This window comes from Rhodococcus sp. NPDC058532 (assembly GCF_042719255.1).
Taxonomy (GTDB): Bacteria; Actinomycetota; Actinomycetes; order Mycobacteriales; family Mycobacteriaceae; genus Rhodococcus_G.
In genome coordinates, this window is record NZ_JBHXNU010000014.1 from 122,132 (window position 1) to 137,709 (window position 15,578).

The window sequence follows — 15,578 nt, forward strand, 5'->3', positions numbered from 1 at the left end:
GGGGGGGGGGGGGGGAAAGGGCACCGCGGATAGGTTTTCCTCAACAGAAGAAAAGGTGTTTTCCCTCCTCCCCCGGCGCCTTTGTTCCCACTCCCCGGAGATCAGACCCTCGGGGTCAGGCGTCGGCGCCCTGCTCGGCCGCCGCGTCGCCGCCCTCCTCGTCGACCGGAACCAGCGAGATCTTGCCACGGTTGTCGATGTCCGCGATCTCGACCCGGATCTTGCTGCCGACGTTCACGACGTCCTCGACCTTGCTGATCCGCTTGCCGTTGCCCAGCTTGGAGATGTGCACCAGTCCGTCGCGACCCGGCAGCAGCGAGACGAACGCACCGAAGGCGGTGGTCTTGACGACCGTGCCGAGGAAGCGCTCGCCCACCTTGGGCAGCTGCGGGTTGGCGATGGCGTTGATCATGTCGATCGCGGCCTGCGCGGACGGACCGTCCGCCGCACCGACGAACACGGTGCCGTCATCCTCGATGGAGATGTTCGCACCGGTCTGCTCGGTGATCGAGTTGATCATCTTGCCCTTGGGGCCGATGACCTCACCGATCTTGTCCACGGGCACCTTGATGGTGGTGATCCGCGGGGCGTACGCGCTCATCTCGTCCGGGGTGTCGATGGCCTCGGCCATCACCTCGAGGATCGTGGTGCGGGCATCGTGCGCCTGGGACAGCGCACCGGCCAGCACCTGCGACGGGATGCCGTCGAGCTTGGTGTCGAGCTGGAGCGCGGTGACGAAGTCCTTGGTGCCGGCGACCTTGAAGTCCATGTCGCCGAACGCATCCTCGGCGCCGAGGATGTCGGTCAGGGCCACGTAGCGGGTCTCGCCGTCGACCTCGTCGGACACCAGGCCCATCGCGATGCCCGCGACCGGCGCCTTCAGCGGCACGCCCGCGTTGAGCAGCGACAGCGTCGAGGCACAGACCGACCCCATCGAGGTGGAGCCGTTGGAGCTGAGCGCCTCCGAGACCTGACGGATCGCGTACGGGAACTCCTCGACGCTCGGCAGCACCGGCATCAGGGCCCGCTCGGCGAGGGCGCCGTGGCCGATCTCGCGGCGCTTCGGGGAGCCGACGCGGCCGGTCTCACCGGTCGAGTACGGCGGGAAGTTGTAGTGGTGCATGTAGCGCTTGCTGGTCTCGGGGCCCAGCGAGTCGATCTGCTGCGCCATCTTGACCATGTCGAGGGTGGTGACGCCCATGATCTGGGTCTCGCCACGCTCGAACAGCGCGGAGCCGTGTGCCCGCGGGATCACGGCGACCTCGGCGGACAGCGACCGGATGTCGGTGATGCCGCGGCCGTCGATGCGGAAGTGGTCCGTGAGGATCCGCTGGCGGACGAGCTTCTTGGTCAGCGAGCGGAACGCAGCGCCGATCTCCTTCTCGCGGCCCTCGAACGTCGGCGCGACCTGCTCGAGCACCTCGAGCTTGACCTCGTCGGTCCGGTCGTCGCGCTCCTGCTTGCCCGCAATGGTCAGCGCGGCCGACAGCTTGTCCGTCGCGGCCGCGGCGACGGCGGCGTAGACGTCGTCCTGGTAGGCCGGGAACACCGGGTAGTCACCGGTCGGCCGCGAGGATGCGGTCGCCAGCGCCTGCTGTGCCTGGCACAGGCTGGCGATGAACGGCTTGGCGGCCTCGAGGCCCTGCGCGACGATCGCCTCGGTCGGCGCCTGCGCGCCGCCGTCGATCAGCGCGATGACGTTGTCGGTGGCCTCGGCCTCGACCATCATGATCGCGACGTCACCGGACTCGACGACGCGGCCGGCGACGACCATGTCGAAGACGGCGTTCTCGAGCTGCTCGACCGTCGGGAACGCGACCCACTGGCCTGCCTTGTTCTCCTCGGACGTGATCAGGGCGACGCGCACACCGCCGACCGGACCGGAGAACGGCAGGCCCGCGATCTGCGTGGACGCGGACGCCGCGTTGATCGCGACGACGTCGTACAGGTCCTTCGGGTCCAGGCTCAGGACCGTGACGACGACCTGGATCTCGTTGCGCAGGCCGTCGACGAACGACGGGCGCAGCGGCCGGTCGATCAGGCGGCAGGTGAGGATCGCGTCGGTGGAGGGGCGGCCCTCGCGACGGAAGAACGAGCCGGGGATACGGCCCGCGGCGTACATGCGCTCCTCGACGTCCACCGTCAGCGGGAAGAAGTCGAAGTGCTCCTTGGGCTGCTTGCTGGCCGAGGTGGCCGACAGCAGCATGGTCTCGTCGTCGAGGTAGGCGACGACGGCGCCGGCGGCCTGCTGCGCGAGGCGGCCGGTCTCGAAACGGATGGTGCGGGTGCCGTAGGCCCCGTTGTCGATGACGGCGGTGGACTCGAACACGCCCTCGTCGACCTCGACTGCGGAATTGTTTGTCATGTCTTCTCTTCTCTTCCCTCTTCGTCTTCGCCGTATCCGCATGGTCGTCGCCGCGCTCGTGGCGGCGACGCGCACCTACCCGGGTGCCGCGCCCGGCGTTTCCGCTGGCGGGCCGGCACCGTCGCGGAGGCGGCCATCGATCGAAGCCCTTCGCAGATCGTGCATCTCGACGACCGTGCGAGTGGCCACTACCGAAGACCGACTGCCACGACCTCGGCACGTACGGCGGGATCCCTCGTGGATCCAGGTGGTTCGCGATGGAACCGTGTCCACCGGGGGTTCGGTCGCCGTTCCGGACGCCGCACCACCCGACAAACACCGGTAGCCAACGAGGTCAGTCTATGCACTCGCCTCGTTGGCTACCGGGATGTTCACGTCCGCACCGACCCACCGTGTCGCGGGCGGTACCGGACGAGAGATCATTCTTATCGACGCAGGCCCAGACGCTCGATGAGCGAACGGTAACGCGCGATGTCGACCTTCTGGACGTACTTGAGCAGACGACGACGACGTCCGACCAGCAGCAGCAGGCCGCGGCGGGAGTGGTGATCGTGCTTGTGCATCTTGAGGTGCTCGGTGAGATCGACGATCCGCTTGGTCAGCAGCGCAACCTGCGCCTCCGGCGAACCGGTGTCGGTCTCGTGCAGCCCGTACTCGGAGAGGACGGCCTTCTTCTGTTCGGTGGTCAGCGCCACTGTCACTCCTGTTACTGATGTCTGCGCGACGAAAACACGGGCGGACCCGCGTGGCGCGGCCGCCGCAGACCGCAGCACACACCGAGAGCAGATCCTACCAGGCGCTTCACCGACCCCCGCCCGGCGTCAGCCGAGGTCGCTCGCCCGCCCAAGCAGGTCACGGGTCTCGTCCACATCCCGGCCCATCTGCGCGATCAGCGCCTCCACCGAGTCGAACCGGTCCATCCCCCGTAGGCGGCGCACGAAGTCGACGGCGACGTGCTGGCCGTACAGGTCCGGCGACACGTCGAGGACGTAGGCCTCGACGGTCCGGGTCCGGCCCGAGAACGTCGGATTGGTGCCCACCGACACCGCGGCCATGTGCGCAACCCCGGGGGTCAGCGAGCCCTCGACCGGGTCCTGGGTGAGCACGGTGAACCACGCGGCGTAGACGCCGTCGGCGGGGATCGCGGCATGCTCGGGCGGCGAGACGTTCGCGGTCGGGAAGCCGAGGTCGCGACCCCGCTTTTCGCCGTGCACCACAACACCCTCGACGCGGTGCGGCCTGCCGAGCGCCTCCGCGGCCGCGGTCACGTCGCCCGCATCCACACACGAGCGGATGTAGGTGGACGAGAAGGTGACCGCGTGCTCGGCGAGCAGATTGACCCCGTCGACGGCGAACCCGAATCGGGCGCCGATGTCGCGGAGCATCGGGACGGTGCCCGCCGCCTTCCTGCCGAAGGTGAAGTTCTCCCCCACCACGACCTCGGCGACGTGCAACCGCTCCACGAGGATCTCGTGGGCGTACTGTTCCGGGCTGAGCTTCATGAACTCCGCGGTGAACGGGACGACGAAGAACACGTCGATGCCCAGTTCCTCGGCCAGCTCGGCCCTCCTCCGCAGCGTGGTCAACTGCGCCGGATGACTGCCGGCCCGCACCACCTCCATCGGGTGCGGATCGAAAGTCATGAGCACACTGGGGATTCCCCGTTCACTCGCCGCCTTGACCGCCCGACCGATCAGCTGGGCGTGCCCGCGGTGCACACCGTCGAAAACGCCGATCGTGAGTACGCAACGGCCCCAGTCGGCAGGAACGTCGTCGAGCCCTCGCCATCTCTGCACGCCTGGAAGCCTACGACCCACCGCGCTGGACGTCACGGTCGGCACCGCCGACGCACGTCACTGTCGGCACCGCCGACGCACGTCGCGTTCGGCACTGCCACGAGTGTCGACGTGTCACCCCGACAGCGCATTGCCTAAGCTCGATTCGTGCCCGACCGTAAGCGTGGATCCGACGAGACGACCGATGACATTGTCCTGACGCCCGTCGCCCAGGACTACCTGAAGGTGATCTGGACGGCCGGGGAATGGTCGGGTGAGCAGGTGTCGACCAAGATGCTCGCCGAACGGATCGGGGTGTCCGCGTCGACGGTGTCCGAGGCGATCCGCAAGCTCGCCGACCAGGGGCTCGTCGACCATGCCCGATACGGGTCGATCTCCCTGACCGACAGCGGCCGGTCCGCCGCGGTCGCGATGGTGCGCAGGCACCGGCTGATCGAGACGTACCTCGTCTGCGAACTCGGCTACGGCTGGGACGAGGTGCACGACGAGGCGGAGGTGCTCGAGCACGCGGTCTCGGACCTGATGATCGAGCGGATGGACGCCAAGCTGGGGCACCCCGAACGCGACCCGCACGGCGACCCGATCCCGACCGCGGACGGCACCATCCCCACGCCGGCGGCCCGCCAGCTCAGCGACTTCACCGACGGCGAATCCGGCGTCGTCGCCCGGATCTCCGACTCGGACCCGGCGATGCTGCGGTACTTCGACTCCGTCGGGATCGCGTTGGACGTGACCATCGCCGTCGTCGAACGACGCGACTACGCGGGCACCCTGTCGGTGCGGCTCGGCGAGACCACCGACCCGTCGGGAGGCGCCGTCGAACTGGGCACCCCGGCGGCCGAGGCGATCTGGCTGGTGGACCACTGATCGGGCGGCCCGGCGTGACGCGTCGACGCCGACCGGTGCTGCTGCGGGGCCTGGCCACCGCGATCATCGGGCTCCTGGTCGGCATCGTGGTCGCGTGCACGTACACCGAACCGGCGGCCGTTGCCGACGACCCGGCCGGGTCGTCGGCGGCGGCCGCGTCGGCCGTCGCGCAGGGCACGCAGGCAGGCGCCGAGGAGGCCGCCGACCGCGCGGGCGGATGCCGCCGTGCACCCACCGATCCGACCACCCCGATGCAGAGCTCCGTGCCGCACCGCGAGGACCATCGCCTGCCGCTCACCGTCCTCGACGGGCCCGCGTCGATGCGCCTCGAGCGACCCGGCCAGCGCGGCTTCGTCCCGATCGACACCACCGGCCCCCCGTCACCGGCCCTCGACCTGTCCACCGTCCTGCGAATTTAGATGACCCACCGACCGCGACGGTGCCCCAAGCGGGCGCCCGCGGCGGTGTCGTCACCACCCTTCATTCGCAGCACGCGCCGAGCAGTGTCGGCGCGCAGACAGGAGTCGTCCCGTCATGTCCCCCCGTTCCCGCACCTCCCCGTCCAGCACCGTGCCCACCGGCTCACCGACCCGCCGAATCGCGGCCGTCGCGGCCGCCCTCGCCGCGGTCGTCCTGCTGGTCATCGCCATCGCCCAGATCGTGAGCAGCACCAGCACCGAACCCGAACCCGACTCCGAGCCCTCGGCAGCCACCGGCCAGTACGCCAACAACGACATGTACCGGGACCTGGCAACCCTGGCCCGCCGCGACCCCGCCGACCCGATGGCGCTCGGCTCGCCGACCGCACCGGTGGTGATGATCGAGTACTCCGATCTGCAATGCCCGTACTGCCGCCAGTTCGCCCAGACCACCGAGCCCGAACTCGTCGCGAAGTACGTGGACCGCGGCCTGCTGCGGATCGAGTGGCGCAACCTCGCCTTCTTCGGGGAGGAGTCCGAGCGGGCCGCGCGGGCAGGCTGGGCCGCCGGGCAGCAGGGCCGGTTCTGGGAACTGCACGAGTTGATGTTCGAGAATGCCCCCGCCAAGAAGAACACCGGCGTGTTCACCGCCGACCGGCTGACCGAATGGGCGGGACTGGCCGGGGTCGGGGACCTCGATCGGTTCCGGGCCGACCTGGATTCCGATGCCGCGCGGGCCGCGGTCACCGCCGACATCACCGAGGCGGTCGGCATCGGCGTCAACTCGACGCCCGCGTTCCTGATCAACGGCAGGCCGATCCTCGGCGCCCGCCCGGTCGAGCAGATGATCGCCGTCATCGAGGCGGGTCTGCTCGACGAGGCGCCTGGCGGCGGGCAGTGAATGCCGGAATCGGGTACGGCGCAGCCTTCCTCGGCGGGCTGCTTGCGCTGCTGAGCCCCTGCAGCGCCCTGCTGCTGCCCAGCTTCTTCGCGTACTCGTTCGGCTCCACCGGAAGGCTCGTCGCCCGCACCGGAACCTTCTACCTCGGCCTGTGCACCACCCTGGTGCCGCTCGGGGCGGCCGGGTCGCTGCTGGGCGGGGTGCTCAGCACCCACCGCGAGACGGTGATCACCGTCGGCGGCCTGACCATCATCGCGATGGGGATCCTTCAGATCGTCGGCCGCGGCTTCTCGTTCGGGTTCGCGCAGCGCGCGATGGCCCGGCAGGGCCGGTCGGACCGGGCCGGCTCGGTCTACCTGCTCGGCATGGTCTACGGCCTGTCCGGGTTCTGCGTCGGCCCCATCCTCGGGTCGATCCTCACCGTCGCGGCGCTGAGTTCGTCACCGCTGCACGGCGGGTCGCTGCTCGCGGTCTATGCCCTCGGCATGGCGATGCCGCTGTTCGTGATGGCCGCGGTGTGGGATCGATTCGACCTCGGCCGCCGCCGCTGGCTGCGTGGCCGGGTGCTCACCGTCGGGCGGGTCGAGTTGCACACGACCTCGCTGCTCTCCGGTCTCTTCTTCGTCGCGGTCGGGGTGCTGTTCCTCGTCTCGGACGGCACGTCCGCGCTGGCCGGAGCGGTCGGCGCGGACACCGGCGTCGCACTCGAGAGCTGGGTCCTGCGGCTGGCCGGTGCGATCCCGATGACCACGCTGGCGGCGCTGCTCGGCGGCGCGGCGCTGCTGGTCGTGGCGTGGCGGCTGTTCCGGCCCCGCGCCGAGGCCCCGGTTCCGGTCCCCGCCCCGGAGCGGGACCGCGAGGGCTGAGGCTCAGCTCTCCCGTAGGGTCGCCGGGCGGACGACCATCACCGAACTCGCCCGGCGACCGCGCTCCTGCAGCAACGCGATGGTGTGCCCGCCGGGATCGATCGCGGCGTAGGTGCCGGGGATGCCGATCGGCTCGAGCCAGCGGCCCTGGCTGATCGACTCGGCCTCGGCCGCGGTGATCGGCCGGTGCGCGAACGCCGTCTGGCAGGCCGAATCGATGTCCAGGCTGACCGCGGGGTCGTCGGCCAGCCGGTCGAGGGTGCGGGCATGCTCAAGGGTGAACGGTCCGACCCGGGTGCGGCGCAGCGCCGTCAGGTGCCCGCCGACGCCGAGCGCGGCACCGAGATCCCGCGCAAGGGCCCGCACGTAGGTGCCCGACGAGCACTCCACCTCGACATCGACGTCGACGAAGGTGCCCGGCCTGCGGATGGCGGTCACATCGAACCGGTCCACGGTGACCGGCCGCGCCTCGAGCTCGAACTCGGCGCCCTCGCGGACCAGCTTGTGCGCGCGCTGTCCGTCCACCTTGATCGCGCTGACCCGGGTCGGCACCTGCTCGATGTTCCCGGTCAGGGTCGCGATCACCGCGGCAACCTGCTCGTCACCGACGGCGGAGGCGTCCGCGTCGGCGAGCACCTCGCCCTCCGCGTCATCGGTGGAGGTGGATTGCCCGAGCCGGATCGTGGCCGAGTACGCCTTGGTGGTCAGTGACAGCAGACCGAGCAGCTTGGTCGCGCGCTCCACACCGAGGACCAGCACCCCGGTGGCCATCGGGTCCAGCGTGCCCGCATGCCCGACCTTGCGGGTATGCAGGATCTTCCGGCACTTCGCCACGACGTCGTGACTGGTCATGCCCGCGTCCTTGTCGACGATCAACAACCCGGCGCCGTGCAGGCCGGAGGACGGGGGGCGGTGAGCAGACACGGTTTTCGAGCCTACTGGACCGTGATGGCGGCGATCACCAGGCCGCCGTCGACGAGCCAGCGACCGTCGAACGACGATAGCGGCGGGCCGTCCTTCGTCTCCCCCGACACCAGTAGGTCGGTGTGGAAGGTGCCGGTCGCGGTGTCCCCGTCCGACGCGCCGAGGGTGAACGTGATGTGCGCGTCCTCGAACCCGAGCCAGCGGTAGGTCAGCGGGAACCACGCCTTGTAGGTGGCCTCCTTCGCGCAGAACAGCAACCGATCCCAGTGCACGGCGACGCCATCGGGGGTGCCGCCGGCGAGCCAGTCGCGTTCGGCGGGCAGGCTGACCGCCTCGAGCACCCCGTCCGGGAGCGGTCCGTGCGGTTCGGCGTCGATGCCCACCGAGCGGACCGCCATCGAGTAGCCGAGCACCGCGCCGCGGTAGCCGTCGCAGTGGGTCAGGCTGCCGACCACACCCCGCGGGAACAGCGGAACCCCCCGCTCACCCTTGAGGATCGGAGCCGGGTCGACGCCGAGCTTGCCCAGCGCCTGACGGGCACAGTGCCGAACGCTGACGAACTCGCGCCGCCGCTTCTCGACGGCCTTCGCGATTAGCGCGGCCTCGCTCGGGTGCGGCTGGAGTTCCGGCGGGTCGGCGAACAGTTCCGCATACTCCACACCTGCCGGGAGAATCTTCTCGATCACGCGCGTGCCGCCCTCATTCGTTCCATCTCCGCCTCCTGCTCGGCGGTCACCTTGAAATGCCCGCCCCACTTGTTGAGCGTGCCCGGACCGTACTCCGGCACCGGCAGGATCTGCCGCAACAGCTTCTCCGGCAGCCCGCGGCGCTGCCACTCGCGCGGGTAGCCCAGCGAGACCTCCTCGAACCGGACCCCGTCATACCAGGTGGTGCGCGGGATGTGCAGGTGCCCGTAGACACTGCAGATCGCGTTGTACCGGGTGTGCCAGTCCGCCGTCCGTTCGGTGCCGCACCACAGCGAGAACTCCGGGTAGAACAGCACCCGGGTCGGTTCCCGGACCAGCGGGAAGTGGTTGATCAGCACCGTCGGGATGGACAGGTCGAGCGCGTCGAGGCGGGCCCGGGTCGTTTCCAGCCGGGCCGCGCACCAGGCGTCGCGGGTCGCGTACGGCTCCGAGGAGAGCAGGAACTCGTCGGTGGCGACGACGTTCTTGTCGCGGGCGTACTCGAGGGCCTCCTCCTTGGTCGCGGTGCCCTCGGGCCGGAACGTGTAGTCGTAGAGCAGGAACATCGGTACGAGCGTCGCCGGGCCACCCTCCCCGTCCCACACCGGGTACGGGTCCTCGGGGGTGAGCACGCCGAGTTCGCGGCACATCGTGACGAGGTAGTCGTACCGGGCGGCGCCGTGGATCTGCACCGGGTCCTTCGCCGTGGTCCACAGTTCGTGGTTGCCCGGCACCCAGATCACCTTCTCGAACCGGCCGCGCAGCGTCTTCAGCGCCCACGCGATGTCGTCGGTCTTCTCCGACACGTCACCGGCGAGGATCAGCCAGTCCTGCGGCGACTCCGGGTACAACTCCTCGGTGACGGGACGATTCCCCTTGTGCCCGACATGGATGTCGCTCACCGCCCACAGCTTGCGTGTCACGCCAACTACCTTCCCGTCCCACTCTTTCGCGCCTGGTTTCTCGACTGGATGTCGGCACCGCCGACCGAACGCTGACTGTCGGCACCGCCGACCGAACGCTGGATGTCGGCACCGCCGACGGCCCAGCGCCCCGATCGTGCCCGCAGCACGACCGCAAGCATCCGCAGCAGCATGAACACCGTCAGCCCCGTCCAGATTCCTGCCAGCCCCCAGTCGTACGCGAGCGAGAGCCAGATCGGCGGCAGGAATCCGACGACCGCGCAGGCCAGGGTGGCGTTCCGCAGGAACGCGGCGTCCCCGGCCCCGAGCAGCACCCCGTCGAGCGCGAACACCACACCCGCGACCGGCATGATCGCCACGAAGAACCACCAGATGACCGTGATCTGCTGCTGGACGTCGGCGTCGGGCGTGAACAGGGTCGGGACCACCCGATGGCCGAGCACGAAGACCGCGGCCAGCAGCAGCGCGAAGACGGTCGACCATCCGGTCAGCCTGCGGGCCAGCGCCCGCGCACCGGCGACCCGGCCCGCACCGAGCGCGGCACCGACCAGGGTCTGTGCGGCGATCGCCAGCGAATCGAGGGTCAGCGCGACGAGATTCCACAGCTGCAGCACCACCTGGTGCGCGGCCACGGAGGCGGCCCCGAACCGGGACGCCACCGCCGCGGCGGACAGGAAGCAGGCCTGAAACGCCAGGCTCCGCAGGATCAGGTCCCGCCCGAGCACCACCTGGGCGCGCATCACCGAGGACCGGGGCCGCAGCGGGACCCCGGACCGGATCAGCGCCGCCGCGAAGCAGGACGCCGTCACCACCTGGCCAGCCACGTTCGCGACCGCCGACCCGACCAGTTCCATCCGCGGCGCCCCGAACAGCCCGTGCACCAGGATCGGGCAGGCCACCGCGGACAACGCGAGCCCGGCGAGGACGAACCGCAGTGGCCGCATCGTGTTCTGGACACCACGCATCCACCCGTTGCCCGCCATCGCGATCAGGATCATCGGTGCACCGAACACCGCGACGCGCAACCAGTCCGCCGCCTCCGCAGCGATGTCGGCGCCGCCCGCGATCAACGCGGTGACCGGTGCCGCCAGCACCTGCACGGCGACGATGATCCCGATCCCGATCGCGGCGGCCAGATAGGTGGCCTGCACGCCCTCCCCGACCGCGCCGCGTTCGTCCCCGGAGCCGTGCAGCCGGGACGCGCGCGCGGTCGTGCCGTACGACAGGAAGGTCAGCTGGGTGCTGACCTGCGCCAGGATCAACCCGCCGACCGCGAGACCCGCCAACGCGAGCGCGTTCAGGTGCCCGACGACGGCGATGTCGAACAGCAGGTACAGCGGCTCGGCGGCGAGCACGCCCAGCGCGGGCAGCGCCAACCCGAGGATCCGGCGGGTCGACGGCCGGTCGTCCGCCCGTACCTCGTCGCCGAGCGGGTCAGCCAACGGTCGCCAGCAGGTCCGTGATCACGTCGTCCGCCTCGCCCTCGGCCGTGTAGCCGGACGCGAAGCGGTGCCCGCCTCCGCCGAGCCGCGCCGCGACATCGGAGACGTCGATCGCCGACTTCGAGCGCAACGACACCGACCAGACGCCGGGTTCGTTCTCCTTGAGCACCGACGCGACCTCCGCTTCCGCGGTGGTGCGGACGATGTCGATGACGGACTCGATCTCCTCGGCGCCGAGTCCGGCGGTGTCCTGGTACCGGATCAGCGCGTACACCAGACCGCGTCCACCGGCGGCGTCCGGCACCAGCTGCGCCGACCCGAGCACGGTCGACAGCATTGGCAGCCATCCGAACGGGTGCGTGTCCAGCAGCCGGCGGGTGATGCCCGCCGAGTCGATGCCGGTGTCGATCAGGCGTTCGGCGAGCGCATGCGTGCCCGGCTGCACCCACCGGAACGACCCGGTGTCGGTGACCAGGCCAGCGAACAGGCAGTGTGCGATGTCCCGGTCGATCTCGACCCCCCACCGGTCGAACAGCCGGGTCAGCACGGCCGCGGTGGCCTCGGCCGAATCGTCGATCAGGTTGTGGTGCCCGTAGCGGGTATTCGACCGATGGTGGTCGATGACCAGCGTCACGCGGGCGGCGTCCAGCCGGTCACCGAGGCGCCCCAGCCTGCCGCGGCTGCCGCAGTCCACCGTCACGACCAGGTCCGCGACCTCGGCCACCTCGTCCGGCGGGACCAGCAGCGACACCCCGGGCAGGGTGCGCATCGACTCCGGAAGCACCGCGGGTTGCGCGAACGACACCTGCACCGGCGTGCCCCTGCGGTCGAGCGCCAACGCAAGCGCCAGCCCGCTGCCGATGGTGTCGGCGTCCGGTTGGACGTGGCACAGCACCGTCACCGAGGTGGCGTCCGACAGCAGGGTCACCGCGGTCGCGAGGTCGATGTCCCGCGACGGTTCCTGCGGCTGTGATGTCTGCGGGGTCACGGTCATTGCCCGGTCCTAGTCGGCGTCGCGGGCGTCGTCGTCGGCCGCGGCCCGTTGCTCCCGATACGGGTCCTCGTCGCCGGCGTGCGCCGCGCCCTCCCGCGCCTTCGCGACCTCGTCGTCGGCCGCGCGGGCCCGGGCCAGCAGTTCCTCCATGTGCCGGGCCGCGTCGGGGACGGTGTCCGCGACAAACGTCAGGGTCGGGGTGAACCGGACCCCGGTGCCCGCACCCACCTTCGACCGCAGCACCCCGGTCGCCTTCGCCAGGCCTGCCGCGGCACCCTCGTGGTCGGGTTCACTGCCGAGATCGACGCCGCGGACCGTGTAGAACACGGTCGCGTCGTGCAGGTCGGCGGTCACCTTCGCGTCGGTGATGGTGACGTAGTCGAGCCGCGGATCCTTGATCTCGTGGTCGATCGCCGATGCCACGATCGTCGCGATGCGCTTGGCGAGCTTGCGTGCCCGCGCCGGATCTGCCATGACCGGAGTCCCTTCTCACACGGCGGCGCCGGATCGCTCCTGACGGTGACGCCGCCGCCAACAATTGAAATACATGAAATACACCCTGGCCGGATGCCCGCATCAACCGGGGTTCAGTCCTCGGGGCCGAACAACCTGCGACGCGCGGACAGCAACTGCAGTTCCGGGCGGGCCGCGACCGCGCGCTCACAGGTGTCGAGGACCTCGGTGAGGTGCCCGACGTCGGCACTCGCCACCGCAACACCGATCTCGGCGCGGCGGTAGCGGTCCTGGTCACCGGTCTCCGCGACCGACACCCCGAACCGGGCAAGCGCGGCGATCACGGGCTTGACCACCGAACGCTTCTCCTTCAGGGACCGGACGTCACCGAGCAGCACGTCCAGTTCCAGGGCACCGAGATACAACCGGCCTCCACACGATCACGGGGTGCCCCGCGGGCCGGGCAGGCCCACGGGACACCCACGGTTGCGATCTAGTCGCGCGGCTTCTCGCGCAGCTCGTACGCCTCGATCACGTCACCGACCTTGATGTCGCTGTAGGTGACGGTCAGACCGCACTCGTAACCCTCGCGCACCTCGGTGGCGTCGTCCTTCTCCCGCTTCAGCGAGGAGATGGTGACCGTCTCCGCGACGACGACGTTGTCCCGCAGCAGGCGGGCCTTCGCGTTGCGCCGCATGATGCCGGAGGTGACCAGGCAGCCCGCGATGTTGCCGACCTTCGAGGACCGGAACATCGCACGGATCTCCGCCTTGCCGAGCTCGACCTCTTCGTAGACCGGCTTGAGCATGCCCTTGAGGGCCTTCTCGATCTCGTCGATGGCCTGGTAGATCACCGAGTAGTACCGGATGTCGACGCCCTCGCGGTTGGCGAGCTCGGTCGCCTTGCCCTCCGCGCGGACGTTGAAGCCGATGATGATCGCGTTCGACGCCGACGCCAGGTTGACGTTGGTCTCGGTGATGCCACCGACACCGCGGTCGATGACCCGCAGCTGCACCTCGTCGTCGATCTCGATCCCGAGCAGCGCCTCCTCGAGGGCCTCCACGGTGCCGGAGTTGTCGCCCTTGAGGATGAGGTTGAGCTCGTTGTGCTCCTTGAGCGCGGCATCCAGATCCTCGAGGCTGATCCGCTTGCGGCTGCGGGCCGCGAGCGCGTTGCGCTTGCGGGCGTTGCGCCGGTCCGCGATCTGCCGTGCGATCCGGTCCTCGTCGACGACGAGCAGGTTGTCGCCCGCACCGGGCACCGACGTGAAGCCGATGACCTGGACCGGACGCGACGGCAGCGCCTCGAGGACGTCGTCGCCGTGCTCGTCGACCATGCGGCGCACGCGACCGTAGGCGTCGCCCGCGACGATCGAGTCGCCGACCCGCAGGGTGCCGCGCTGGATGAGCACGGTCGCCACCGGGCCGCGGCCGCGGTCGAGGTGCGCCTCGATGGCGACACCCTGGGCGTCCATGTCCGGGTTGGCACGCAGGTCCAGCGACGCGTCCGCGGTGAGCAGGACCGCCTCGAGCAGGTGCTCGATGTTGGTGCCCTGCTTGGCGGAGATGTCGACGAACATGGTCTCGCCGCCGTACTCCTCGGCGACCAGGCCGTACTCGGTGAGCTGACCGCGGATCTTCGCCGGGTCGGCGCCCTCCTTGTCGATCTTGTTGACCGCGACCACGATCGGCACGTCGGCCGCCTGGGCGTGGTTGATCGCCTCGACCGTCTGCGGCATGACGCCGTCGTCGGCCGCGACGACCAGGATCGCGATGTCGGTGGCCTTCGCACCACGGGCACGCATGGCGGTGAACGCCTCGTGGCCCGGGGTGTCGATGAACGTCACCAGCCGCTCGACGCCGTCCAGCTCGGTCAGCACCTGGTAGGCGCCGATGTGCTGGGTGATGCCACCGGCCTCGCCCTCGCGGACGTTGGCCTTGCGGATCGTGTCCAGCAGGCGGGTCTTGCCGTGGTCGACGTGACCCATGACGGTGACCACCGGCGGACGCTGCTCGAGGTCCTCCTCGCCGCCCGCGTCCTCGCCGTAGGTGAGGTCGAACGACTCGAGGAGCTCGCGGTCCTCGTCCTCCGGGCTGACGACTTGGACGACGTAGTTCATCTCGCCGCCGAGCAGCTCAAGGGTCTCGTCGTTGACGGACTGCGTCGCCGTGACCATCTCGCCCAGGTTGAACAGCGCCTGGACCAGTGCCGACGGGTTGACGTCGATCTTCTCGGCGAAGTCCGACAGGGACGCACCGCGGGCGAGCCGGATGGTCTCGCCGTTGCCGCGGGGCAGCCGCACGCCGCCGACGGCGGGTGCCTGCATGGAGTCGTACTCTTGCCGCTTCTGCCGCTTCGACTTGCGGCCACGCCGGGGCGCGCCACCGGGACGACCGAACGCTCCTGCCGCGGCACCGCGCTGACCGGGGCGACCGCCGCCGCCGGGACGACCGCGGAAGCCTCCACCCGCGGGTGCGCCGGCACCGGGAGCACCCGGGGCGCCGCCGCCACCGCCGCGGTAGCCGCCGCCACCGCCGCCGGGACGCCCACCCGGGCCGCCGGGACGGCCGCCGCCGGGGCGACCGGCGCCGGGCGCCGGACGGGACGAACGCGCGGGCATCGCGCCGGGATTCGGGCGCGGGGGCATCGAGCCGGGGCTCGGCCGCGGGCCGCCCTGGCCCGGAGCCGGACGGGGACCGCCGGGTCCCGCCTGGGGGCGCGGGGCGCCGGGAACCGGACGGGGACCTGCCTGGCCGGGACCCGGTCGCGGGCCGCCGGGCCGCGGCGCCGGGCGCGGTGCCGGACGCTCAGCCGGGGCCGACGAGTACGGGTTGTTGCCGACCCGCGGCGCCTTCGGTCCGGGCTTGGGGCCCGGTGCGGCCGGTCGCGGTGCCGGAGCCGCCGGAGCGGCGGGGGCCGCCGCTGCGGGTGCCGCCGGGGCC

The 15,578-nt window shown here is 70.6% G+C and carries 15 protein-coding genes; 4 read left to right on the top strand and 11 right to left on the bottom strand.

From position 1 onward, the window contains the following. Nucleotides 1-115 precede the first annotated feature (115 nt). From ACFWQG_RS17185 to ACFWQG_RS17195, 3 genes are all read right to left on the bottom strand, one after another. Entirely contained in the window at nt 116-2,365 is a 2,250-nt protein-coding gene (locus tag ACFWQG_RS17185) for a polyribonucleotide nucleotidyltransferase (protein WP_378508835.1), read from the bottom strand. Between the two features lie 425 nt (nt 2,366-2,790). Next, nucleotides 2,791-3,060, bottom strand: a complete 270-nt coding sequence (gene rpsO, locus ACFWQG_RS17190) for a 30S ribosomal protein S15 (RefSeq protein WP_378508836.1) — start codon at nt 3,058-3,060, stop codon at nt 2,791-2,793. A 126-nt stretch (nt 3,061-3,186) separates the two neighbouring features. Continuing rightward, entirely contained in the window at nt 3,187-4,161 is a 975-nt protein-coding gene (locus ACFWQG_RS17195; protein ID WP_378508837.1) for a bifunctional riboflavin kinase/FAD synthetase, read from the bottom strand. A 147-nt stretch (nt 4,162-4,308) separates the two neighbouring features. Here ACFWQG_RS17195 and ACFWQG_RS17200 point away from each other — a divergent pair, with 147 nt between their 5' ends. From ACFWQG_RS17200 to ACFWQG_RS17215, 4 genes are all read left to right on the top strand, one after another. Beyond that, nucleotides 4,309-5,028, top strand: a complete 720-nt coding sequence (locus ACFWQG_RS17200; protein WP_378508838.1) for a metal-dependent transcriptional regulator — start codon at nt 4,309-4,311, stop codon at nt 5,026-5,028. Between the two features lie 14 nt (nt 5,029-5,042). Then, nucleotides 5,043-5,447: a hypothetical protein gene (locus ACFWQG_RS17205; RefSeq protein WP_378508839.1), complete on the top strand. Its 405-nt coding sequence runs from the start codon at nt 5,043-5,045 to the stop codon at nt 5,445-5,447. A gap of 115 nt (nt 5,448-5,562) precedes the next feature. Continuing rightward, the gene (locus ACFWQG_RS17210; RefSeq protein ID WP_378508840.1) at nt 5,563-6,348 is read left to right on the top strand and encodes a DsbA family protein; all 786 of its coding nucleotides are present in this window, start codon (nt 5,563-5,565) and stop codon (nt 6,346-6,348) included. Beyond that, entirely contained in the window at nt 6,345-7,214 is an 870-nt protein-coding gene (locus tag ACFWQG_RS17215; RefSeq protein ID WP_378508841.1) for a cytochrome c biogenesis CcdA family protein, read from the top strand. The genes ACFWQG_RS17210 and ACFWQG_RS17215 overlap by 4 nt, the downstream gene beginning before the upstream one ends. Before the next feature lie 3 nt (nt 7,215-7,217). On the opposite strand, the gene truB is transcribed toward ACFWQG_RS17215, so the two are convergent. The 8 genes from truB to infB form a co-directional block, all read right to left on the bottom strand. Then, complete coding sequence (truB, locus tag ACFWQG_RS17220) at nt 7,218-8,138, bottom strand: tRNA pseudouridine(55) synthase TruB (RefSeq protein WP_378508842.1); 921 nt, start codon at nt 8,136-8,138, stop codon at nt 7,218-7,220. An 11-nt stretch (nt 8,139-8,149) separates the two neighbouring features. Beyond that, entirely contained in the window at nt 8,150-8,824 is a 675-nt protein-coding gene (gene npt, locus ACFWQG_RS17225) for a 4'-phosphopantetheinyl transferase Npt (protein ID WP_378508843.1), read from the bottom strand. Continuing rightward, complete coding sequence (locus ACFWQG_RS17230; protein ID WP_378508844.1) at nt 8,821-9,747, bottom strand: metallophosphoesterase family protein; 927 nt, start codon at nt 9,745-9,747, stop codon at nt 8,821-8,823. The genes npt and ACFWQG_RS17230 overlap by 4 nt, the downstream gene beginning before the upstream one ends. 5 nt (nt 9,748-9,752) lie before the next feature. After that, nucleotides 9,753-11,189: an MATE family efflux transporter gene (locus ACFWQG_RS17235; RefSeq protein WP_378508845.1), complete on the bottom strand. Its 1,437-nt coding sequence runs from the start codon at nt 11,187-11,189 to the stop codon at nt 9,753-9,755. Further along, nucleotides 11,182-12,183: a bifunctional oligoribonuclease/PAP phosphatase NrnA gene (locus ACFWQG_RS17240; protein ID WP_378508846.1), complete on the bottom strand. Its 1,002-nt coding sequence runs from the start codon at nt 12,181-12,183 to the stop codon at nt 11,182-11,184. Before ACFWQG_RS17240 ends, ACFWQG_RS17235 begins: the two co-directional genes overlap by 8 nt. A 9-nt stretch (nt 12,184-12,192) precedes the next feature. Further along, on the bottom strand, nt 12,193-12,657 hold the full coding sequence (gene rbfA, locus ACFWQG_RS17245; RefSeq protein ID WP_378508847.1) for a 30S ribosome-binding factor RbfA: 465 nt from the start codon (nt 12,655-12,657) through the stop codon (nt 12,193-12,195). 113 nt (nt 12,658-12,770) lie between these two features. Further along, nucleotides 12,771-13,061: a DUF503 domain-containing protein gene (locus ACFWQG_RS17250; protein ID WP_378508848.1), complete on the bottom strand. Its 291-nt coding sequence runs from the start codon at nt 13,059-13,061 to the stop codon at nt 12,771-12,773. A 68-nt stretch (nt 13,062-13,129) separates the two neighbouring features. Beyond that, nucleotides 13,130-15,578 (bottom strand): translation initiation factor IF-2 (gene infB, locus ACFWQG_RS17255; RefSeq protein ID WP_378508849.1); only part of this gene is annotated, 2,449 nt, incomplete at its 5' end.

Bases quoted from the DNA above. Each gene is read 5' to 3' on its own strand.
- ACFWQG_RS17185 (WP_378508835.1), bottom strand. From the start codon at position 2,365: ATGACAAACAATTCCGCAGTCGAGGTCGACGAGGGCGTGTTCGAGTCC.
- rbfA (WP_378508847.1), bottom strand. From the start codon at position 12,657: ATGGCAGATCCGGCGCGGGCACGCAAGCTCGCCAAGCGCATCGCGACG.
- ACFWQG_RS17240 (WP_378508846.1), bottom strand. From the start codon at position 12,183: ATGACCGTGACCCCGCAGACATCACAGCCGCAGGAACCGTCGCGGGAC.
- ACFWQG_RS17210 (WP_378508840.1), top strand. From the start codon at position 5,563: ATGTCCCCCCGTTCCCGCACCTCCCCGTCCAGCACCGTGCCCACCGGC.